19 protein-coding genes are annotated in these 24,182 nt (G+C 26.7%); 5 read left to right on the top strand and 14 right to left on the bottom strand.

Annotation, left to right across the window (positions count from 1 at the left end; all coding sequences use genetic code 11):
* Nucleotides 1-59 precede the first annotated feature (59 nt).
* Nucleotides 60-851 (bottom strand): thymidylate synthase, encoded by a 792-nt coding sequence (gene thyA / locus FD726_RS02260; RefSeq protein WP_159989975.1) that lies wholly within the window; start codon nucleotides 849-851, stop codon nucleotides 60-62.
* A 4-nt stretch (nucleotides 852-855) separates the two neighbouring features.
* Nucleotides 856-1,719: a prolipoprotein diacylglyceryl transferase gene (gene lgt, locus FD726_RS02255; RefSeq protein ID WP_159989974.1), complete on the bottom strand. Its 864-nt coding sequence runs from the start codon at nucleotides 1,717-1,719 to the stop codon at nucleotides 856-858.
* A 305-nt stretch (nucleotides 1,720-2,024) separates the two neighbouring features.
* On the opposite strand from lgt, the gene mutH reads away from it, so the two are divergent.
* Nucleotides 2,025-2,681: a DNA mismatch repair endonuclease MutH gene (gene mutH, locus FD726_RS02250; RefSeq protein WP_236260982.1), complete on the top strand. Its 657-nt coding sequence runs from the start codon at nucleotides 2,025-2,027 to the stop codon at nucleotides 2,679-2,681.
* A gap of 1 nt (nucleotide 2,682) precedes the next feature.
* Here mutH and lysA read toward each other — a convergent pair whose 3' ends face one another.
* The 4 genes from lysA to recJ form a co-directional block, all read right to left on the bottom strand.
* Nucleotides 2,683-3,957: a diaminopimelate decarboxylase gene (gene lysA / locus FD726_RS02245; RefSeq protein WP_159989972.1), complete on the bottom strand. Its 1,275-nt coding sequence runs from the start codon at nucleotides 3,955-3,957 to the stop codon at nucleotides 2,683-2,685.
* 249 nt (nucleotides 3,958-4,206) lie between these two features.
* On the bottom strand, nucleotides 4,207-5,733 hold the full coding sequence (gene lysS / locus FD726_RS02240) for a lysine--tRNA ligase (protein WP_159989971.1): 1,527 nt from the start codon (nucleotides 5,731-5,733) through the stop codon (nucleotides 4,207-4,209).
* A gap of 8 nt (nucleotides 5,734-5,741) precedes the next feature.
* Nucleotides 5,742-6,840 (bottom strand): peptide chain release factor 2 gene (gene prfB / locus FD726_RS02235; RefSeq protein ID WP_236260981.1). Its coding sequence is split into 2 segments (ribosomal slippage): nucleotides 5,742-6,770 and nucleotides 6,772-6,840, totalling 1,098 coding nucleotides; the frame shifts between segments, so codons are not numbered across the junction.
* A 102-nt stretch (nucleotides 6,841-6,942) separates the two neighbouring features.
* Nucleotides 6,943-8,688 carry a single-stranded-DNA-specific exonuclease RecJ gene (recJ, locus tag FD726_RS02230; RefSeq protein WP_159989970.1) on the bottom strand — a complete coding sequence of 582 codons (1,746 nt, stop codon included), beginning with the start codon at nucleotides 8,686-8,688 and terminating at the stop codon, nucleotides 6,943-6,945.
* A gap of 308 nt (nucleotides 8,689-8,996) precedes the next feature.
* Here recJ and ygfZ point away from each other — a divergent pair, with 308 nt between their 5' ends.
* The gene (gene ygfZ / locus FD726_RS02225) at nucleotides 8,997-9,938 is read left to right on the top strand and encodes a tRNA-modifying protein YgfZ (protein WP_159989969.1); all 942 of its coding nucleotides are present in this window, start codon (nucleotides 8,997-8,999) and stop codon (nucleotides 9,936-9,938) included.
* Between the two features lie 53 nt (nucleotides 9,939-9,991).
* Here ygfZ and pepP read toward each other — a convergent pair whose 3' ends face one another.
* On the bottom strand, nucleotides 9,992-11,314 hold the full coding sequence (gene pepP, locus FD726_RS02220; RefSeq protein WP_159989968.1) for a Xaa-Pro aminopeptidase: 1,323 nt from the start codon (nucleotides 11,312-11,314) through the stop codon (nucleotides 9,992-9,994).
* Between the two features lie 260 nt (nucleotides 11,315-11,574).
* Between pepP and FD726_RS02215 the strand changes: the two genes are divergently transcribed.
* Entirely contained in the window at nucleotides 11,575-12,168 is a 594-nt protein-coding gene (locus FD726_RS02215; RefSeq protein WP_159989967.1) for a 5-formyltetrahydrofolate cyclo-ligase, read from the top strand.
* Here the strand turns inward: FD726_RS02215 and serA are convergent, their stop codons facing one another.
* The 7 genes from serA to tkt all read right to left on the bottom strand — a co-directional run bounded on the left by serA (nucleotide 12,169) and on the right by tkt (nucleotide 20,713).
* Entirely contained in the window at nucleotides 12,169-13,392 is a 1,224-nt protein-coding gene (gene serA / locus FD726_RS02210) for a phosphoglycerate dehydrogenase (protein ID WP_159989966.1), read from the bottom strand. It abuts the gene before it with no gap.
* A 121-nt stretch (nucleotides 13,393-13,513) separates the two neighbouring features.
* Nucleotides 13,514-14,176 carry a ribose-5-phosphate isomerase RpiA gene (rpiA, locus tag FD726_RS02205; protein ID WP_159989965.1) on the bottom strand — a complete coding sequence of 221 codons (663 nt, stop codon included), beginning with the start codon at nucleotides 14,174-14,176 and terminating at the stop codon, nucleotides 13,514-13,516.
* Nucleotides 14,177-14,343: 167 nt separating this feature from the next.
* Nucleotides 14,344-15,174 (bottom strand): small-conductance mechanosensitive channel MscS, encoded by an 831-nt coding sequence (mscS, locus tag FD726_RS02200; RefSeq protein ID WP_159989964.1) that lies wholly within the window; start codon nucleotides 15,172-15,174, stop codon nucleotides 14,344-14,346.
* Nucleotides 15,175-15,260: 86 nt separating this feature from the next.
* On the bottom strand, nucleotides 15,261-16,340 hold the full coding sequence (gene fbaA, locus FD726_RS02195) for a class II fructose-bisphosphate aldolase (RefSeq protein WP_159989963.1): 1,080 nt from the start codon (nucleotides 16,338-16,340) through the stop codon (nucleotides 15,261-15,263).
* Nucleotides 16,333-17,505 (bottom strand): phosphoglycerate kinase, encoded by a 1,173-nt coding sequence (locus tag FD726_RS02190; RefSeq protein WP_159990008.1) that lies wholly within the window; start codon nucleotides 17,503-17,505, stop codon nucleotides 16,333-16,335. Before FD726_RS02190 ends, fbaA begins: the two co-directional genes overlap by 8 nt.
* 62 nt (nucleotides 17,506-17,567) lie before the next feature.
* Entirely contained in the window at nucleotides 17,568-18,587 is a 1,020-nt protein-coding gene (gene epd / locus FD726_RS02185; protein ID WP_159989962.1) for an erythrose-4-phosphate dehydrogenase, read from the bottom strand.
* 122 nt (nucleotides 18,588-18,709) lie between these two features.
* Nucleotides 18,710-20,713: a transketolase gene (gene tkt / locus FD726_RS02180; RefSeq protein ID WP_159989961.1), complete on the bottom strand. Its 2,004-nt coding sequence runs from the start codon at nucleotides 20,711-20,713 to the stop codon at nucleotides 18,710-18,712.
* Between the two features lie 581 nt (nucleotides 20,714-21,294).
* On the opposite strand from tkt, the gene metK reads away from it, so the two are divergent.
* Nucleotides 21,295-22,443 (top strand): methionine adenosyltransferase, encoded by a 1,149-nt coding sequence (metK, locus tag FD726_RS02175; protein WP_159989960.1) that lies wholly within the window; start codon nucleotides 21,295-21,297, stop codon nucleotides 22,441-22,443.
* A 187-nt stretch (nucleotides 22,444-22,630) separates the two neighbouring features.
* On the top strand, nucleotides 22,631-24,139 hold the full coding sequence (pitA, locus tag FD726_RS02170) for an inorganic phosphate transporter PitA (protein ID WP_159989959.1): 1,509 nt from the start codon (nucleotides 22,631-22,633) through the stop codon (nucleotides 24,137-24,139).
* The last annotated feature ends 43 nt before the right edge of the window (nucleotides 24,140-24,182 follow it).

The raw sequence follows: 24,182 nt of genomic DNA, 5'->3' as shown, positions 1-24,182 counted from the left end.
ATTAAATATAATTATTCTTTAATATCAATATATAAAATGTATAATTGATATTAAAGTGATTAAATAGCAACAGGTGCTTGAATTATTGGGTAAGGATAATAACCTTTGATTTTAAAATCATTGAAATTATAATTAAATATTGTATTTGGTTTTCTTTTGATAATTAAACTGGGCAGTTCGCGCGGTTTTCTATTGATTTGTAAATAAGCTTGTTCTAGATGGTTTTGATATAGATGAGCATCTCCGACACTCCAAACTAACTCTCCAGTACTGAAATTACATTGCTGTGCTACCATGTGTAATAATAGTGAATAACTTGCAAGGTTAAAAGGTAATCCTAGAAAAACATCACATGAACGCTGATATAAATGACATGATAATTTATTATCTGATACATAAAACTGAAATAAAATATGGCAAGGTGGTAATGCCATATCGTTTAAGTCACTAACATTCCATGAAGAAACAATAATACGACGAGAATGTGGATTGATATTTAATGTATCAATAACTTGTTGTATTTGATCTATCTTTCCTGTTTTTGTATTCCAATTACGCCATTGTTTTCCATAGATTGGTCCTAAATTTCCTTTTGTATCAGCCCATTCATTCCAAATAGAAATTTTATTTTCTTTCAAATATTTAATGTTAGTATCACCATGCAAAAACCAAATTAATTCATGAACTATCGAAGGAAAATGGCATTTTTTAGTGGTGATTAATGGAAAACCATCATCTAAATTAAATCTCATTTGATAACCAAATATAGATTTTGTTCCAATACCAGTACGATCAGGTTTTATAACTCCATGTTTTAATATATATTTTATTAATTCTAGATATTTTTGCATTTATTTAGTTCTTTTCTTTTAAATTATAGTTAGACCATAAGACAATAATTACACCTATGATTAGCATTGGAAAAGATAAAATTTGTCCCATAGTAATACTATTATAAAACAATCCTAATTGAATATCTGGTTCACGGAAAAATTCTACTGAGATTCTAAATATACTATAAAAAATTAAAAAAATACCAGATATGATACCTGTATTTCTACATTTATGTATAAATAGATTTAGTATAAAAAATAGAATTACTCCTTCTAGAATAAATTCATATAATTGAGAAGGATGACGTGGTAAAGATCCGTATTGGTTTAATAATACTTGGTATTTTGGATTTTCTATAGAAAGTTTTAAATCTTCATAATATGCATTAGGAAATAATACTGTAAATGGAAAATTTAAATCTACTCTACCCCATAATTCACCATTAATAAAATTTCCTAAACGTCCAGCACCTAGTCCAAATGGAATTAATGGAGCTATAAAATCTGATATTTCAAGAAACATACGTTTGGTTTTATATGAATAATAAAAAATAACCAAAATAACACCCATTAATCCTCCATGAAAAGACATACCTCCATCCCAAATTTTAATTAAATTTAAAGGTTTTTCAATCAGTAATGGCAAATTGTAAAACAGCATATAACCTATTCTACCACCGATAATCGCACCAAAAAAACAAAGATATATCAAATTTTCTATTTCTTTTATGTCCCTAAAAGGACTATTATTGATACGACGATTAGCTAGCCAAAGAGCAAATATTAATCCTATTAAATACATTAGACCATACCAACGAAAAGAAATTGGTCCAATAGAAAAAATAATAGGATTAATCTTAGGAAAAGGTATACAATGTATATTCATATATTTTAAAGTTTAACTAAATATTATCAAATTTATTTTCACTATCAGCGATAGCATACCACCTATTGTAAACAAAATAAACTAACATTATATCTTTAAATCTTTTTATTGACATAATTATTATGTTAAACAAACTATTAATAAACTAAAATATTATTGTTATAATTTATTTTTTATTTTAATAATTAAAATAAATTAATATAGAGAAATTATTGATAATTTTTATTTTTTCCAATTACAATGCCTATATTAAATTATTAGTTATATTAATGGTTAATAAAAATAATATGAAATATTTCCAAAATATGCCAAAAAACGAATTTACTTTATTGTCAAGAGCACAAGCATTAGCAGGATTTACTATAGGAAATTTAGCTAGAAATGCTGATTTGTTAGTTCCTAGTGATTTAAAAATTAATAAGGGTTGGATTGGAAGATTAATAGAAATATATTTAGGTGTAATTTCATACAATAAATCTGAACAAGATTTTATAGATCTTGGAATAGAGCTAAAAACTATACCTATAGATTCATTAGGAAATCCAACAGAAAATACTTTCATATGTACAGCTTCTTTAATAAAGAATAAAAATACTACTTGGAGAACAAGTAATATAAAAAATAGACTGTCAAAAATTCTATGGATTCCTATAGAAGGTGATAAAAATATTCCTCTAAAAATACGTAGAATTGGTAGACCTTTTCTTTGGAGTCCTAGCATAAAAGAAGATATGATGTTACGTAAAGATTGGGAAGAAATTATGAATTTGATAATTTTTGGTAAAATTAATCATATTAATAAGTATACAGGATTACTGTTACAACTAGGAGCTAAAACCCTTAATAGTAAATTATTAAATAAAGATATTGAAAATAAAGATATGATAATTTTAACTTTGCCTAGAAAGTTTTATTTAAAAAAATTTTTTACTAAAATAATAATATCAGGCCATCATATTTAACTTAAATATCATATGGATTTTTAATTAGTTCTAAAGATATCAAATCTTGAATTGTTTGTGCTCTACGAATTTCTATCCATTTACCATTATCAAATAATACTTCTGGAATTAATGGACGACTATTATAATTAGAAGACATAGATGCACCATATGCACCAGAATCATGAAATACCAAATAATCTCCTACTTGTGCTAAAGAAGGGAGAGCACGAGTTTGCAATGTATATCCTTCTGATTGAGTAAATATATCTCCAGATTCACATAAATGTCCTGCTACTATGCTATCAGTTTTTTTTGTATCTATAAAACGATTGTCCTTGGTCATTAAGGATATATGATGATAACAGCCATACATTGATGGTCTCATCAAATCATTAAAACCAGCATTGACTAAAATAAAATGTTTATCTCCCATATTTTTTATAGCTCTTATCTGTGATACTAATACTCCTGATTCAGCTACTAGAAAACGACCAGGTTCAATTTCTAATTTAACTGAGTGACCCAGATAATTTGAAATACATTGTTTTACTCTATTCCACATGCGAAAATAACATTCGGTATCTACTGTAGTATCATCAAAATGATAAGGAATAGACAATCCTCCTCCTGCAGAAATAATTTCTAAATCGTGGTTTAACTCTATAACTATGCGTATCATTGAATTACATACCAACTTTAAATGCTTATAATCTGTACCAGAACCTATATGTATATGAATACCTAATAAACGCAATTTATATCTTCTAATTATTGATAGTGCTAAAAATAAATGATTATACCAAATTCCATGTTTACTATTTTCTCCTCCTGTATTAGTTTTTTGATTAAATCCATGACCAAAACCAGGATTTACACGTAACCAAATTGAATGTCCAGGAGATATTGATCCAAGTTGAATTAACATATCAATAGATCCAATATTTACTTGTAATTTCAGTTCAACAACACGTTTTAATGTATTTTCATCAAATATATCTGCAGTAAAAACTATGTCATCATTATGATTTTTATAACCAGCCACTAAAGCACGTTCTATTTCTCCTAAAGAAACAGAATCAACCTTTACACCTTCTGAACGCATTAAACGTAAAATATTAATATTTGAATTAGATTTTTGTGCAAAACGTATAACATCAAAATTACGTAGTTGAGCAATACGAGATTTTATAATCTGGGCATCATAAGCCCAAAATGGGCTTTTGTAATATTTTGCTAATGGTAATAAATTTTTATAGTTTAGTGCTGTGTTTTTGCTTTCTAAAGGAAGTGGCATAATTAATCTCTTCTAATATTGAATATAAAAATATACTATAATTACCAAAAGGTTATAACATTTAGGTATTATCTAATATAAAATATATACGATTTTTTTAATAAACATTTCAGCATCTATTTTGTAATCATTTATAAAAATGAAATTTTATATTTGTAGATAAGATAACTAAGGTATAATTAATAAAATATTATTGTAAATAATGCACTATTAGAAAATTATTCTATTAATAAAAAAATAGTTATTCAACTATTTTTTTGGTCGAAGTGTAGGAAATAAAATAACATCACGAATGTTATTACTATTAGTAAATAACATGATAATTCGATCAATACCTAAACCTAAGCCAGCTGTAGGAGGTAAACCATGCTCTAAAGCTGTAATGTAATCTTCATCATAAAATATTGATTTATCACTTGTTGGGTATTTATCTCCAAATTGTTGCATAAATCTCTCAGCTTGATCATCTGGATCATTAAGTTCTGAAAAACCGTTGCAAATTTCATAACCATCAATAAAAAATTCAAATCTATCTGCTATTTCAGGATTGATATCATTTCTACGAGCTAAAGGAGAAACTTCTATTGGATATTCTGTAATAAATGTAGGCTGAATTAAATTTGGAGTTACATATTTTTCAAAAATTTCATTTATTATATGACCCAATTTCCAATTACTTTTTAATTCAATATCCATGCATTTAGCTATCCTAGATAATTTATCAAAATCTTTTAAAATATCGGTGGTTATTTGATTGCAATACTTTTTTATTGCATTTTTCATAGTTAATATTTCAAATGATTTATTAAAATCAAATTTTAGTTTACCATAAGATAAAGTAGTTGTACCAATAACAGTTTTAGCTATTAAACGAAATAGTTCTTCTGTTAACTTTATTAAATCTTTATAATCAGCATAAGACATATAAAGTTCCATCATAGTAAATTCTGGATTATGAATAGGTGATATTCCTTCATTACGAAAATTTCGATTAATTTCAAATACACGTTCAAATCCTCCTACTACTAAACGTTTTAAGTATAATTCTGGTGCAACACGTAGATACATATCAATATTTAATTTATTATGATGAGTAATAAATGGACGCGCTGTAGCTCCTCCTGGTATAGTTTGCATCATAGGAGTCTCTACTTCCATAAAATTATGATTTGTCATAAAATTGCGAATAATTTTTATGATATGAGCACGCATTTTAAAGATATTATTAGATCTATAATTTACAATTAAATCTAAATAACGTTGGCGATATATTAATTCTTGATTATTAAGTCCATGAAATTTATCAGGTAATGGACGAAGAGATTTAGTTAATAAATAAATATTTGAACAATGGACGGATAGTTCTCCTGTCTTTGTTTTAAATAATTGTCCACAAGCACCAATAATATCTCCTATATCCCACTTTTTAAAATGATTAGTATAAATATGTTCTGATATATCCTGACAGGTTACGTATAATTGAATACGACCACCAACATCCTGTAAAGTAATAAAAGAAGCCTTACCTAAAATTCTTCTTGTTATCATACGACCAGCAATACTTACTTCATTACTTAATTTTTTTATTTGTTTATCAGTCATGTGATCATACTTAATATGTAATTGATCAGAAGTACAATTCCTTCTAAAATTATTAGGAAAAACAAAACCATTTTTACGTAATATATTTAATTTTTCTCTACGTAATTTTAATTCAGCATTTAATTTGATATTTTCTTCATCTGTTTTATAAATATGTTGTTTTTTTTCAACCATATTTTTTCCTATAAACCTAATTTTAAACTTTCTTTAATAAATGGGTCTAAATTACCGTTTAATACTTCTTGGGTATTACGTACTTCTATTCCAGTTCTTAGATCTCTAATACGGGAATCATCTAGTATATAAGATCTAATTTGATTACCCCAACTTATACAAGATTTATTATCTTCTAAAAATTTTTTTTCATCGTTTTTCTTTTTCATCTCAATTTCATATAATTTAGCTTTCATTTGTTTGATTGCTTGCTCTTTATTTTTATGCTGAGAGCGGTTATTTTGACACTGAGTAACAGTACCAGTAAGCATATGAGTAACACGCACTGCTGATTCAGTACGATTAACATGTTGTCCTCCAGCACCTGATGCTCTATAAACATCAATACGTAAGTCTGATAAATTAATATCAATATTAATATAGTTATCTAATTCTGGATATACAAAAACTGAACTAAATGAAGTATGTCTGCGATTTCCTGAATCAAAAGGGCTTTTTCTTACTAATCTATGAATGCCTGTTTCTGTACGTAACCATCCAAATGCATAATTACCAGACACATGAATGGTAGATGATTTTATACCAACAATATCACCTGGATGTTCATCAATAATTTGACTTTTAAAACCTTTAAATTCTAACCAACGGAGATACATTCTCATCAATATACTGGTCCAGTCTTGTGCTTCAGTTCCACCAGAACCAGATTGAAAATCTATATAACAATCACATTTATCATTATCGTTTGAAAACATATTCCTAAATTCTAATTTTTCTAAATCATCTTTTATTGTGTCTAGTTCTTTTATAACTTCCTTAGTACTAAATTCATCTTTAACATTTTTTATTAATTCAAAAAGATCTTCTGCATCACGTAATTTTAAAGAAATTTTATCAAGATCGTTAATTATTAATTTTAAAATAGATCTTTCTTTACTTAAAGCTTGTGCTAAATTGTGATTACTCCATATATTTGATTGTTCTAATTCAACATTAATTTGTTCAAGCCGATTTTTTTTATTTATATAATCAAAAACAACTCCTAAGTCTATTATTTCGTTCGTGTAGACTATGAATAAGATTATTAATTAACTGAAATTCAATCATTATAGTTAGCTCTTTATTTAAAATTAAATTATATAATAGTACCAATTTAAATGCTGATTTAAATCATATTTTTACTTAAAATTAATATATTAGAATTTTTTATTAATATATAGGCCATAAATAATCTATGATTAGTTGAATAAAACGTTTACCACGGTATTTTGTTATATCTAATCGATACAATAATTCAACTTTATTAATGTTATTATTTGGCCAATAGTTTGTATCTACATTAAATGATACTCCGTTAATCACAGGGCCATTTTCAAAAATTCTTAATAAAACATGTAAATGTTTTTTGTTTATCAAACGTTGTTTGATTAATTCAAATTTTCCATCAAAAGTTGGTTCAGGAAATGAATTTCCCCAAGGTCCTGCTTTTTGTAATAAATCAGCAGTTTCAACAGAAAAATCTGAAGGTTTTAAACAACCATCTGACCAGACAATACATGAAACTGACTTATCTTTAAATAATTTTTCAACCACTTTGGAAAAGTGTTTGCTAAATTCATAATAATCTGATTCTTTAATAGATAAACCAGCAGCCATAGCATGTCCACCAAATTTTAACATTAATTTTGGTTTTAACATATTTAAATGTGAAAGTATATCTCTTAAATGTAAATTTTCTACAGAACGACCAGAACCTTTTAAAATACCATCTCCAATGCCTGTAGGTGCAAATGCAACCACTGGTCGATGAAAACGTTCTTTTAGACGTGAAGCTATTATGCCAACTACTCCTTGATGCCATGTAGGATGATAAACTGTAATACCAGGAGGCAGATTTTTTTCTTCTTTATGTAATATATTACATAATTTCCATGCATCGTTTTGCATAACAGTTTCTATTTTTTTACGATTTTGATTCAGAATATCTAATTCAGCAGATAACATTCGAGCTTGATTTAAATCATCTGTTAATAATAAAGCAACTCCCTTGGACATATCATGTAATCTGCCAGCTGCATTAATACGAGGTCCTAATACATAACTAAGATCATATGTTGATAATTCATCAAAACTGCAGTTAGATAATTCTAATAAAGCTATTATACCTGGACGACATATTCCAGATCGAATTCGATTTAATCCTTGCCAAACTAAAATTCTATTATTGAGATCAAGAGGTACTGCATCTACAACTGTACCTAAAGCAACAAGATCTAATAAATTTGCTAAATTTGGAGGATCCATACATTTTTTACTAAACCATCCTTTTTCACGTAAATATGTTCTCAGAGCTATCATTAAGTAAAAAGCAACTCCAACTCCGGCTAATGAGCATAATGCAGATGAACATTTTGAAATATTAGGATTTATAATAACTTGAGCATCCGGAAGATTATCAGTAGGAAGATGATGATCGGTAATAATTACAGGTATATTATATTTTTTAGCACATGTAATACCTTCATGAGATGAGATGCCATTATCCACTGTAATTATCATATCAGCACCATTTTTATGTAAGTTAGTTACTATTTGTTCGGTCAAACCGTATCCATCTTTAAAGCGGTTTGGTATAACATATTGTACATTCTTATATCCCATACTTCTTAATGCTAATACAACTAATGCAGTACTAGTTGCTCCATCTGCATCAAAATCTCCTACAATTACAATCTTGCGATTATTTAATAACATATCATGAATTAATACTACTGCTTTATCTATGTTATATAGTGATCTAAATGAAAATAGTTTTTTTGTACCCCTTTCTAACTGTTCAGAATTACATAATCCACGATTTAAGTAAACACGCTTTATCAGTGGCGGTAAGTGTGATGGTAAACTATTATTAATAGTAGCTTTGCGCCTACGTAATTCAATTTTATAATTTAACACTGATTATTCACTATATTAACTTCATTAAGTTTCATGTATATGTATTTTATAAACAATTAACATACATAATTAGTAATTTTTCAATCAATAGTCTTTATATATCATAACATTAATTTGTTAATTAATATGTAGTTAATATTTGTTTTATAAATAATATTATGTTAACAATTAATATATAAAAATAATTTGACTTGTATATATATAAAAATAATTTTATAGTAATAATATATAAAATTTACTAGCTTTAATAAAAGTTATTTTTTATATTTATAATTAATTCATTATTAATGTCAACTTTTAAATAACTTATGATACTACCTACAGAATCTTCACTTTTGCCACTAACTTTAATGGCTCTTGATGATTGGGCTTTAATTTCAGTACATGGTGCTGATACAGCTAAATATTTACAAACTCAATTAACTTTAGACATTACAAAAATAAATAAAAATCAACACTATTTAACAGCACATTGTAATTCTTCTGGAAAAATGTGGAGTAATTTGCGTATTTTCCATTTTAGCAAAAATTTAGCATATATTATACGTAGAGAACTAATTGAAATTCAACTAAAAGAGATAAAAAAATATTCATTATTTTCACAAGTAAATTTTGTATACAATGAACAATTATTATTAGGTTTAGCTGGACCGCAAGCAAATAAAATATTAAAAAATTTTTTTAATGTAGTTCCTAATATAGATATTCCAGTAGTCCATCATAATGACACTACCATCTTATGGTTTCAAAATCCAATAGAACGTTTTTTAATAATTATTAGTTATGAAAAAGGAAATATTTTAAAAAAGAAATTGTCAAGTACAGTTGATTTTAAAGATAGTAGACAATGGTTAGCATTAGATATTGAATCTGGTATTCCTGTAATAGATTTTAAAAATGCTGGTAAATTTATACCACAAGCTACTAATTTACATATGTTAGGTGGTATAGATTTTAGTAAAGGTTGTTATATAGGACAAGAGATAATAGCTCGTGCTAAATATCTTGAAATTAATAAAAAAAAGTTATATTGGTTAGAAGGAAAATCTAATCATTTACCATTAGTAAGTGATTGTTTAGAAATTAAAATAAATGAAAATTGGAAAAATATTGGTAAAGTTTTAGCATCAGTAAAATTAGATAGTAACCTTGTTTGGGTGCAAGCAGTATTAAATAAAGATATTTGTCTAAATAGCATTTTTCGCGTTAAAGATGATAGACATAGTTTTCTAAAAATTAAACCTATATAATCAATTATATTAAAACAACAAAGGCTTTTAAATAATGGAAATATAACATATATCTATTTATTTAATATTCTCATTATATTTTCTATATCTTTAATTTCTTTTACAACACCGTCAGTAATACACTCGTTTCCTGTTTCAGTAATAATGAAGTTATCCTCTATACGAACACCAATACCATGGTATTCAACTGGAATATGTTTTTTATTTGGTAAAATATATATTCCAGGTTCTATTGTAAGTACCATATTTGGTTTAAGAATTTGATTATTAATTGTTTTACCGTAAAAACCAACATCATGTACTTCAAGTCCTAACCAATGACCTAAATTATGCATGAAAAATTTATGGTAAGCATGTGTAGCAATTAATTCATCTATTTTACCTTTTAATAAACCTAATTTAATTAAACCATTAATTATTATATGTATTACATGATTATTAATATCTTGCATATTAATATTCGGTTTTAACATTGATCTTGCAGTATTTAATGAATTTAAAACAATATTATATATGTCTTTTTGTTGTTTATTAAATTTTCCATTTACTGGAAAAGTGCGAGTAATATCGCTAGCATATTCATTAAAATCACATCCTGCATCAACTAATACTAGATCGCCATCCTGCATTTGATTTTCATTTTTTGTATAGTGTAGAATACATGTATTTTCTCCAGAACCAATAATTGTATCATAAGATAAACGCCTTGATCCATTACGATTAAATTCGTGATGGATTTCTCCTGCTAATTGATATTCAAACATACCCGGTCGGCAACATTTCATAGCTCTAGTGTGTGCTAATGCATTAATTTTACCAGAAGTACGTAGTAAATTTATTTCTTCAGGATCTTTAAATAAACGCATTTCATAAACTAAGGGACGCCAATCAATAATCGTACTCGGACTTATATAATCTTGATGTTTTAATGTTCTTAAACGTAAATCTTCAAGTACATTAAATACTAATTTATCAGCATATTTATGTTCTCCCCATGCATGATATATTATTTTTAATCCATTCAATAATTTAAAAAGATGTTCATGTACACTATCCCACGGTAAAGCATAATCAACATCTATCTTAGTTACAGCTTCATTTAGTCCTAAACGACGACTAACCCAAATTTCTTCATCTACATTTCTAGCTCTATTAAATAGTATTTTTAGATTGTCTTTATTATCTTGTTTTATCATGATTAATAAAGAATAAGGTTCATTAAAACCAGTAAAATACCAAAAATTTTTGTTTTGATAAAATTGATAGCTATTATTTTTATTATTTTTTGGATTTGCAAATATTAATATTGCACTTCCTGAAATCATTTTTGACAAAATTTTTTTTCGGCGGGATTTTAATATATTGATTGGAATCATATATTTTCCTATATTATTCACATCTAAATGTTAAATAAATTATAATTTATCCAATATCTGTTAAAAAACAATTTTAAAGGGTATAATAATTAAATTAAATACAGTAACACAAATATAATAAAATAATAATCATTACAGTTTACACAAACTTTTAATATAACTAAATTAAAAAACTACAAATCAATTTAAAGATATTTATTAAACTTATAATTTATTTTATATCGAAAAAACAAAAATATTTTATTAAAATAGAAAATATAATGTTAAAAAATTTTTTGCTAAAACGAAATGATATTAGAAAATACATGAGAAATTTAAGAAATTCAATATCAAAAAAACAACAACTAGAATCATCAACAAAATTAACTAAACTTTTAGTGAATTATACTTCATTAATAAAAGCAAATAACATAGCTTCTTTTTTATCTGTAGATGGTGAAATAGATACTAATCTTGCAACATATATATTTTTACAAAAAAGAAAAAACATTTTTCTTCCTATATTGGATCCTTGTAAACCTCATAATCTTTTATTTATAAAATATGAATTAGAAACTAATTTGATTTTAAATAAATTTAATATTCCAGAACCAGAATTTAACGCTAAAAATTTAATAAATCTTGAGAATATCGATGTCATGTTAGTACCGTTAGTAGCATTCGATATAAGTGGTCAACGTTTAGGTTTTGGAGGGGGATTTTATGACCGTATTTTAAAATATTGGGAAAAATATTCATTTCTGCCTATTGGATTAGCATATGATTTTCAGTTAACAAAAGAAATACCTAAAAAAAAATGGGATATACCTTTACCTATAATAATAACTCCTTCGAAAATATGGAAATGTTATTAATTAATACAACAACCGAGTTCTGATCGTTCCTTCAATAGATTGCATTAATTGCAAAACTGTTCTAAGTGTTTTTTTATTAGTATTTATCGCATCTATTACTACATAACCTATAGATAATGAAGTTTGAAGATGTTGAGAAGAAATATTAATGTTTTTATCAGCAAAAATTTTATTAATAGCTTTCAATATTCCAGGACGATTTTTATGTATATGTATAAAGCGACTAATATTATATTTATGAATAGGTAATGAAACTTCTGGAAAGTTTATAGCGGATATTGTAGAACCGTTGTTAACATATTTTATTAATTTACTACTCACTTCTATTCCAATATTTTCCTGTGCTTCTTCTGTAGAACCTCCTATATGAGGAGTGAGAATAACATTATCAAATTCTTCTAAAGAAGAAATAAAAGAACTGTTATTCGTGGGTTCATGTGGAAACACATCAATAGCTGCACCTGCTATTTTTCTATCTTTTAGTGCATTATATAATGCAGTTAGATTTACTACATTACCACGTGAAGTATTAATTAATAGACCTGTTGATTTCATATAAGCTAATTCTTTAGTACTAATCATGTTATTAGTTAGTTTAGTTTCTGGTACATGTAAACTAACTACATCACTTATCTTAAGTAATTCATGCATTTTATCAACTTGCACAGCATTACCTAAAGGCAGTTTGTTTTCGATATCATAAAAAAAGACATGCATTCCCAGACTTTCTGCTAATATGCCTAATTGAGTACCAATATGACCGTAACCAATAATACCAATTTTTTTACTACGCGCCTCGTAGGAACCTTGTGAAGTTTTATACCAAATATTACGATGCATTTTTGCATTAAATGCTGGAATTCCTCGTAACATAATCAACATTTCACCGATAACTAATTCTGCAACAGAACGAGTATTTGAAAAAGGTGCATTAAAAATTGGGATACCTCTAACAGTTGCATCATTTAAGTCAATGTGATCAGTACCGATACAGAAACAACCGATAGCTAGTAGTTCTTTTGTTAAAGATAAAACATGCTGATTTATTTGCGATCTAGAACGAATACCAATAAAATGTACATTATTTAAAGAATTGGTTAAGCATTTCATATCTAGAGCTGTTTTGTAACATTCAATATTAGAATAACCTGCAGATTGTAAATTATCTCTTGCACTTTGATGTATATCTTCTAATAATAAGAATTTTATTTTATTTTTTTCCATATCCTATATAATATATTTATATAAAGTTAATTGATGGGAATATACTTAAAAAATATTATCAAATAAATTGGTTTATAAGTTATTGTATTAACCAATAATTATTTGTTATATATTTTAAAAATCATCTTGTAATAGTCTCAATACCACTACTAGGATTGCTAATTAACAAAAGATCTGCTTTACGAGCAGCAAAAAGACCTACGGTAACAACACCAGGTATACTATTAATATGTTGCTCTAATACTTCAGGTTGTTTAATAGATAAATTATATACATCTAAAATGATATTTCCATTTTCTGTTATTACTCCCTTACGGTACCTAACAGTACCTCCTATTCTTTCTATTTCCTCAGTAACTAAACTACGAGAAATATCTATTATTTCAATTGGTAGAGGAAATTTTCCTAAAATATTAACTCTTTTAGAAATATCCGCAATACAGATAAATTGTTTTGCTGCAGATGCTATAATTTTTTCTTTCGTCAATGCTGCACCACCACCTTTAATCATACACATTTGATGATCTATCTCATCTGCACTATCAATATAAATAGGTAAAATTTTTACTTCATTTAAATTTAATATCTTTATTCCAAATTTTTTTAGTTTATTTGTTGTTTGTTCTGAACTAGATACAACACCTTTTATTTTATATTTAATAAAATCCAATGCATTAATAAAATGATCAACTGTTGATCCTGTACCTATTCCAATTATGCTATCAGCTTGTATAAATTTAATTGCAGCTAAACCTACAGCTTTTTTTAAGCTATCCCGATCCATGATGTATTTAAACCTTAAAAAATAAAGTGGAATAACATTATAAATTTCATTGTACTAATAATTTGTTAATTATCAATAAACATAAAAAATGTCTAATTGAAAATTGGAGTATATAGTAATATATTTTAATATGAAATAAATATTGATTATAGCTTAAGATATATTTTCTAATTTTTAATATTTCGAAAATATGGAATACTGAAGTTATTATTATCTAACATAATTTTAAAATCTTTTAATAAATCCCAGTAAACGTTTTGTAAATCATCTGTTTTACACCAGCACCTAACAATAAATTTCATTGATGATGTATTAATTTCATTTAAACCAATCTGAATTTCTCTATCTTTTAACACTCGCTTATCTGATTCAACAACTTCTCTTAATAATTTTATCACTTTATCTATATTAGCTTCATATGCCACATTAATAGTAAATTCATTGCATCTAATTTGCTCTCTCGAAAAATTCACTATAACACTGCTGATAATTTTACTATTTGGTAAAATAATAATTTTACCATCATAACTTTTTAGAGTAGTTGAAAAAACTTCAATTTTTATAATACTTCCTGATACTCCACCTATATCAACAAATTCTCCTGCTCGACATGGATAAAATGTTATTAATAAAACTCCAGCTGCTAAATTTGCCAGTGAACCCTGTAGAGCTAATCCTACAGCTAAACTAGCAGCTCCCAATACAGTAATTAAAGATGTGGATTGTATACCGATTCTACCTAGAGCTGCACTAATAACACAAGCAACTATACTATATCTTATTAATCCGGACAGAAAATCAGCAACAGTGATTTCAATATTACGCACGAGCAATATGTGTCTAATTCCATTAGATATTATCCTAGAAATTAATACACCAATTGTAATTATTAATATAGCAGAAACTATATTAAAAATATGAATTAGAATAATTGACTGATTATTTGAAACCCAACACGTTAATTCATTTATTTTATTAAGTATATATGAGTTTGTCATGTTTAAAATTTTTTATTATTAATAAGTTTACAAGATCATTTTTATTTTATAAGAACTGTCTTAATATAATTAGATTATATATTTATTTATAACAAATCGATTGCATTAAGTTTTTTAAAATATCTTTCTAAACAATCTTGTAAAGATAATTGAGTATAACGTAACCAGGTTCTTGGATCGTAATATTGTTTGTTAGGCATATTTAAACCTTTTGGATTACCTAATTGATTTTGTAAATAATTAAAATTATTTTTATAGTAACTAAGTAACCCATTCCATGTTGCCCATTGAGAATCTGTATCTATATTAACTTTCACTACACCATAATTAATAGATTCTTTAATTTCTTTGTCAGAAGAGCCAGAACCTCCATGAAATACAAAATCTAATGTGTTATTGGGTAAATTATGTTTATTAGAAATTAACTTTTGAGAATTATATAATATTATTGGTTTTAACTTAACATTTCCTTTTGTATAAACACCATGAACATTTCCAAATGATGCAGCAATTGTAAAATTATTGCTAATGCTACTTAATGTTTCATATGCATAATTTACATCTTCAGGACTAGTATACAGTTTAGAGGGATCTATATAACTGTTATCTATACCATCTTCTTCACCGCCTGTACATCCTAATTCTATTTCTAAAGTCATATTTATTTTAGACATTTGTGTTAAGTAATTACTACAAATATCAATATTTTCTTTTAATGGTTCTTTTGAAAGATCAATCATATGAGAAGAAAACAAAGGTTTCCCTGTTTTAAGAAAATATTCCTTATTAACCTCTAAAAGTCCATCGATCCATGGTAGTAAATCTTTTGTACAATGATCTGTATGTAAAATAACAGGAACTTTATACTTTTCTGCTATAAAATGTACATAATGAGCACCAGCAATACAACCTATAATAGCTGTATCTTGCGGTTTTTTAGATATTAATCCTTTTCCAGCAAAAAATACTGATCCACTATTGGAAAATTGAATTATTACAGGAGATTTAACTTTAGAAGCAACTTCTAAAACAGCATTTATAGAATCAGTATTAATGCAATTTATAGCAGGTAAAGCAAATTTATTTTTTTTTGCTATCTTAAATATTTTTTTAAGATCATTACCATTAACAACTCCAGCATTTAAAAAACTTAAAATTTTAGACATCCTTGTTATATCCATTTTCTTGTATTATAGAAATAATTGGTAATGTTTTGCTTTCAATAAATTTTAGAAATGCACCTCCACCAGTAGAAATATAAGATATTTTATCTTTAATGCCAAATAAATCAATAGCAGCTAACGTATCTCCGCCTCCTGCTATAGAAAAAGCACTACTGTTAGCAATATTTTGAGCAATAATTTTAGTACCTGTACAAAAATTTGGAAATTCAAAAACTCCTATAGGACCATTCCATAAAATTGTATTAGCTTTTTTAAGTAATATTACCAATGATTGTATAGTTTTATCTCCGAAATCTAAAATAAATTCATTATCTGAAATATCTGTACGATTTTTTGTAATAGCTAAAGCATTTTCAGAATATTCTGTTGATACTCGTAAATCAAGAGGAATTTGGATATTATATTTATCTAGTAGTTTTCTAGCTAATTCAATAAATTCTGGCTCATATAATGATTTACCTATTTTATTTTCTATAGCTAAAAAAGTATTTGCAATACCTCCCCCTACAATAACGTTGTCTGCAATTTTAGATAAGTTATTTAATAAATTAAATTTAGTAGAAATTTTCGAACCACCTACAATTACAACTAACGGACGTTTTGGTTTTTTAATTGCCTTACTCAAAATATTTAGCTCACATGAAAATAATGGGCCTATACATGAAATTTTAGCAAATTTAGCTACTCCACAAGTAGAAGCTTGTATCCTATGTCCAGCACCGAAAGCATCCATTACAAATATATCACATAAAGCAGCATATTTTTTCGCTAATAACTCGTCATTTATATTTTCACCTTTATTAAATCTAACATTTTCTAATATAACTAATTCACCATTATTTAATTCAATTCCGTCTAAATAATTTTTTATTAATTTTATCTTGGTATTTGCTAGTTTATGTTTTAAATATTTTACTATTGGTAATAAAGAAAATTCATCGTCATAAATACCTTCATATGGACGACCTAAATGAGACATAACCATAACTTTTGCATTTTTTTTTAGAGCAAATTTAATAGTAGGCAAAGCAGCAATAATTCTTGTATGTGATATAATATTTCCTTGTTTTATTGGTACATTAAAATCTACTCTTATTAATATACGTTTATTATTAATATCTAATTCATCCATTGTTATCATAAATATATTATATCCTTATGTTTCATTATTAAATTAATACTGAAAATTATCTAATACTAAAATTAGTTTCACTTGCCAAGTTTAGATATGTATATCAATGTATCTATCATTCTGTTTGAATATCCCCACTCGTTATCACACCATAGTAAAGTTTTTATCATATAACAACCACTTACCTTAGTTTGAGTGCTATCTATTATAACACTGTGTGAATTGTGATTAAAATCTATAGAAACCAATGGTAAATCATTATATTCAATAATACCTTTTAATGATTTTTTTGCAGCATTTTTAAATAATTTGTTAACTTTATTTGAATCAGTAGATTTGCTAACCACTACGTTAAAATCAATTGCTGTAACATTAATAGTAGGTACCCGTAGAGATATAGCCTCAAAACAATTCTTAAATTTAGGAAAGATTCTATAAATTCCATCTGCCAAATGTGTATTAATTGGTACGATAGATTGACTAGCAGAACGAGATCGACGTAAATCATCATTATGATAAAAATCTATTACTTTTTGATCATTCATTGATGAATGGATAGTAGTAATTGTTCCAAATTTAATACTAAATTCATCATCTAATAATTTAATAATAGGAATAATACAATTAGTAGTACATGATGCATTAGAAATAATGCGATGTTCTGTTGAAATTGTTTTTTCATTAATTCCGTATACTATGGTTGCATCAAGATCGTTATCTCCAGGATGGCAAAATAGCACTTTTTTAGCACCTGCTTTTAAATGTGCTTCACCATCTTTACGTGTACCATAAATCCCAGTACAGTCTAATACAACATCAATATTAAGTTTATTCCAAGGTAATTCATTAATATTGTGATGATGAAAAATTTGAATAAGATCATCATTAATCCAAATTGTATCTTTTTCTTGACGTACATTAAAATAAAAAGTACCATGAGTGGTATCATATTTAAGTAAATAAGCCATTCCAATTGAATCAGCTACTTCATTGATGGCAACTATTTTGATTATTTTATTTCTTTTACTTTCGTATAATCCGCGTACTATATTACGTCCTATACGTCCAAAACCGTTAATTGCTACTTTAACAATCATATTTATACCAATAAGTAATTAAAATACAATTATATTTTAATTATTATTAAATATATACCGAAAATATCTAAAAATAATTTTTTGAATATTGTAAAGGAAAAATAATTAAAATTAAAAATATTTTAACAATTTAATAAACTTTGCGCTGTAGATATAATATTATCCACGGTAAAACCAAATAATTTAAATAAATTATCAGTTGATCCTGACATACCAAAACTATTTATTCCAATTACTTTACCGTTAGTACCAACATATTTAAACCAAAAATCAGCTATCCCTGCTTCAATAGCAATTCTAATTTTTATTTTACTTGGAAGAACTAATTCACGATAATATTCGCTTTGTTGATCAAATATATTAGTACATGGCATAGATACTACACGAACTTTTAGATTATCATGATAAGATAATTTATAATAAGCATTAACAGCTAATTCCACTTCTGAACCAGTTGCTATTAAGATAATATCAGGTTCTTTTGTATTACAATCTTTTAATATATAACCACCTCTTTTTATATTTTTTAACTGCTCTATAGTTCGACTTTGTTGTACTAAATTTTGTCTAGAAAGGACTAAAATACTTGGACCATCTTGCCTTTCAACAGCACATTTCCAAGCTACTGCAGATTCAACTTGATCGCAAGGACGCCATAGATGTATATTAGGTATCATACGTAAATTAGAAATTTGTTCAATTGGTTGATGAGTAGGTCCATCTTCTCCTACACCAATAGAGTCATGAGTATATACCATAACATGACGAAGTTTCATTAATGCTGCCATACGTATAGCATTTCTTGCATATTCACTAAACATAAGAAAAGTAGCAGTATAAGGTAAAAAACCACCGTATATTGAAATACCATTGGCAATTGCAGTCATACCAAATTCTCTTACGCCATAATGAATGTAATTTCCATCAATATTTCTATTAATTGGATTAGAACCAGACCACATAGTAAGATTACTAGGTGTTAAGTCAGCAGAACCACCAATTAATTCTGGTAAAATATTTCCTAGTACTTCAATAGTATTTTGGGAAGATTTTCTACCAGCAACATTTTCGGGATTTTCTTGTAAAATTTTTATAAATTTTTTTGTTATAGTATCCCAATTATCTGGTAGTATTTTATTTATACGTCTCTTAAATTCAACAGCTAATTTCGGATATTTTTTTTCATAATACTTTAGTTTTTCATTCCATTTTTTTTCTAAATTTTGACCACTTACCTTTGCATCCCACTCATTGTATATTTCTGCTGGAATTACAAATTGCGGATATTTCCATTTTAAAAATTTACGAGTAAGTATTACTTCGTTTTCTCCTAGGGGTGATCCATGAACATCATGAGTTCCTTGTTTATTTGGTGATCCATAGCCAATTATGGTCTTACATATCAATAGAGAAGGTTTGTTATGAATATTTTTTGCCTGTTCTATTGCTTGTGTTATACTATGATGATCGTGTCCGTCAATTTCTTTTATTACATGCCAATTATAAGATTCAAAACGCTTAGCTGTATTATCTGTGAACCAATATTTAGTTTTTCCATCAATAGAAATATCATTATCGTCATAAAATACTATTAATTTACCTAATTTTAAAGTTCCTGCTAAAGAACAAACTTCATGTGATATTCCTTCCATCATACAACCATCTCCTACAAATACATAGGTATTATGATCTACAATATTACAATCAGAACGATTAAATTGTGCTGATAATGTTTTTTCTGCAAGAGCAAATCCTACAGCATTCGCAAGTCCCTGTCCTAATGGACCAGTTGTAGTTTCAATACCCATTGTATGTTGGTATTCAGGGTGACCTGGGGTTTTGGAATTTAATTGCCGAAAGTTTTTAATTTCACTTATAGGAAGATCATATCCAGTTAAATGTAAAAGACTATAAATCAACATTGAACCGTGACCGTTGGATAACACAAATCTATCACGATTAAACCAAAGTGGATTATTGGGATTATGATTTAAATGTTTTCTCCATAACGCTTCTGCAATATCTGCCATACCCATTGGAGCACCAGGATGACCAGAATTAGCTTTTTGCACTGCATCCATACTTAATACTCTAATAGCGTTAGCAAGTTCTTTATGAGATGGCATTTTGTACTCCAAAAATAGATTAATATAAATATAGTATTTTTATTAAAATAAAAATTATAATCATAAAATTAATTGCATATTTTTATATACTAAAAATAACGTTATTACTAAATATTTTATATAAATTTAAGATTTTTTAACATAACTGTTTTGTAATGAATGTTTGAATTATAGGTAAAATAATTTTATTAAATTTTCTTAAGATATTAATTAATATTTTAATTATTATATAATATTTACTTAAATAATTTATAGTAATGCGATAATACATTTATGTTATTTTATTTTTTGAATGAAATTTGTATTGTTAATATATTATTTTATAAAATAAATTTATAAATTCATTAAATATTTTATTATTTTAATAAGTTATGTATATATTACAGAGTAGATTATTAATTAATATTAATATATTAACAAATAAATTATATTTAATTTTTGTCGAATTAATTATATCGCATTTTATAATTAGGATAATAAATTTATTATATGAAAATTCAAATTGATAAGATAATATAAATATTATTTTATATTTGGAACGCAATCTAACAAAAATTATTTTATAAGGCATAAAAAACACAATGGCTACAACTCTATTTACATCTGAATCTGTATCAGAAGGTCATCCAGATAAAATTGCGGATCAAATTTCTGATGCTATTCTTGATGCAATTATTGAACAAGATAGTAAAGGTCGTGTAGCATGCGAAACATACGTTAAAACTGGTATGGTTTTAGTTGGAGGAGAAATTAATACTAATGCTCGAATAGATGTTGAAGAAATTATTAGAAATACAGTTAGAGAAATTGGATATACCAATTCAGATATGGGTTTTGATGCTAATTCATGTGCCATTTTAAATGCTATTGGCAAACAATCTCAAGACATTAATAAAGGTATTGATAATGGTAATCCATTTAACCAAGGTGCAGGTGACCAAGGTATAATGTTTGGCTATGCTACAAATGAAACTGATGTACTTATGCCAGCTCCTATAACTTATGCGCATCGTTTGGTAAAACGTCAAGCTGAATTAAGAAAAAATGGAACAATACCATGGTTGCTACCAGATGCAAAAAGCCAAGTTACTTTTCAATATAAAAATGATAAAATTATTGGAATTGATACTGTTGTACTATCTACTCAACATGCAAATTATGTAAAACAAATAGACATACAAGAAGCTATCATGGAAAATATTATTAAACCAGTATTACCTAAAAAATGGTTACATAATCAAACCAAATATCATATTAATCCGACAGGTAGATTTGTTATTGGTGGACCCATGGGTGATTGTGGTTTAACAGGAAGAAAAATCATCGTTGACACTTATGGAGGTATGGCTAGACATGGTGGTGGAGCTTTTTCAGGAAAAGATCCCTCTAAGGTTGATCGTTCAGCAGCATATGCTGCTCGTTATATTGCTAAAAATATAGTTGCGGCTAATCTTGCAGACCGCTGTGAAATTCAATTATCCTATACTATAGGAATTGCTGATCCTACTTCTATTATGATAAATACTTTTGGTACTGAAAAGATTTCTGTTCAAAAATTAAATTTAGTAATACGTGATTTATTCGATTTACGTCCCTATGGACTTATAAAAATGCTTAATTTAGAATATCCTATTTATAAAAAAACAGCATCATATGGTCATTTTGGTAGAGAAAATTTTCCCTGGGAAAAAACTGATAAAGTAAAACAATTAAGAGATGCTCTGTATTAAAATATAGTAAATTTTTATTTAAAAATAATTATTAAATTATTTTATTTTTGGTTTTTTAATGAACTATATTCGAAATAATTATAACTCATCATTAAATTAACACTAATTTTTTCTTTTTCTAGATAGAGAAGATCGTCATGGATAATATAATATATTGTTCATATTCTCTAAAAATGGCGTAAAATTTATGTTACATCTATTTGCTGGTATGAATATAAATACTGGATTACTATTAATTATAGCTCTAATATTTGTATTATGTTACGAAGCAATAAATGGTTTTCACGACACGGCTAATGCAGTAGTAACAGTGATATATACACGTACTATGCATGCCCAACTTGCTGTAATTATGTCAGGCATATTTAATTTTTTTGGTGTTTTGTTAGGAGGATTAAGTGTAGCTTATACCATAGTACATTTACTTCCTACAGATTTGTTGCTAAATATAGGATCATGTCATGGACTTATTATGATATTTTCTATGCTTTTGACTGCTATTATTTGGAATCTTAGTACATGGTATTTAGGATTACCTACTTCTAGTTCTCATACTTTAATAAGCGCAATTATTGGCATCGCTTTAACAAACACAATATTAACTGATTCTTCATTGATTAATGTTCTTAATGTTTCCAAAATTATTAGTGTTTTTAGTTCATTAGTAATATCACCAATTATAGGTTTATTAATTTCAGGTGGATTAATTTTTATTTTACGTCATTGTTATAAAAATAGTAAAAAACACGTACGTATTCATATGACTCCTTCTCAACGTAAAAAAATAGATGGGAAAAAAAAACCACCATTTTGGACAAGAGTTATTCTTGTTTTATCAGCTATGGGTGTTAGTTATTCACATGGTTCTAATGACGGACAGAAAGGAATCGGTTTAATAATGTTAGTATTAATCAGTGTTGTTCCTGCAGGATTTGTAGTTAACATTGATGCTTCTAATTATGAAATTACACGTACTCATGATGCTATCATAAACCTAGAAAATTATTGTAATAAACATGCAGTATATTTACAGGTATTACACCAATTAAATAAATCAGATATTTCAAAATCTACAGATAAAGATAATAAAGAAGATAAAAAATTTCATTGTAATTCTATTAATGAATTAGATACAATAAAACAAACTAAAATATTATTTGATAATTTACAGAACTATGACAGTCTACCAGTTAGTAAAAAGATCAAAATTAGATATTTACTGTTATGTATGGCTGATACTATTGATAAATTTGTAAAATTACCAGATATAAATGTAAGTGATAAGAACTTGCTTAATAAATTAAAAAAAGATTTATTATGTACAGTAGAATATGCACCTCTATGGATTATAATTACAGTGGCTTTAGCAATAGGAATTGGAACAATGATTGGTTGGCGTCGAGTAGCTGCTACTATAGGTAATAAGATAGGGAAAAGAGGTATGACATATGCTCAAGGAATGTGTGCACAAATAACAGCTGCAATTTCAATTGGAATTGCAAGTTATACAGGGATGCCAGTATCCACTACTCATATACTTTCTTCTTCAGTAGCTGGAGCCATGCTAGCTGATGGAGGAGGATTACATTGGCGTACAATTAAAAATATTATTATGGCATGGATCTTAACTATTCCAATATGTATTTTATTATCTGGTTTAGTTTATTTGATAATGTTAAAATTATTAACAACCTAACATTATAATGGCATGTTTTGATTTTAACATGCCATTATTAATT

The organism is Pantoea sp. SoEX (assembly GCF_009829945.1).
In the GTDB taxonomy this organism is placed as follows: Bacteria; Pseudomonadota; Gammaproteobacteria; order Enterobacterales; family Enterobacteriaceae; genus Pantoea_C.
The sequence above is the reverse complement of the archived record's forward strand: the minus strand, read 5'-3'. Positions and strand labels throughout refer to the sequence as shown.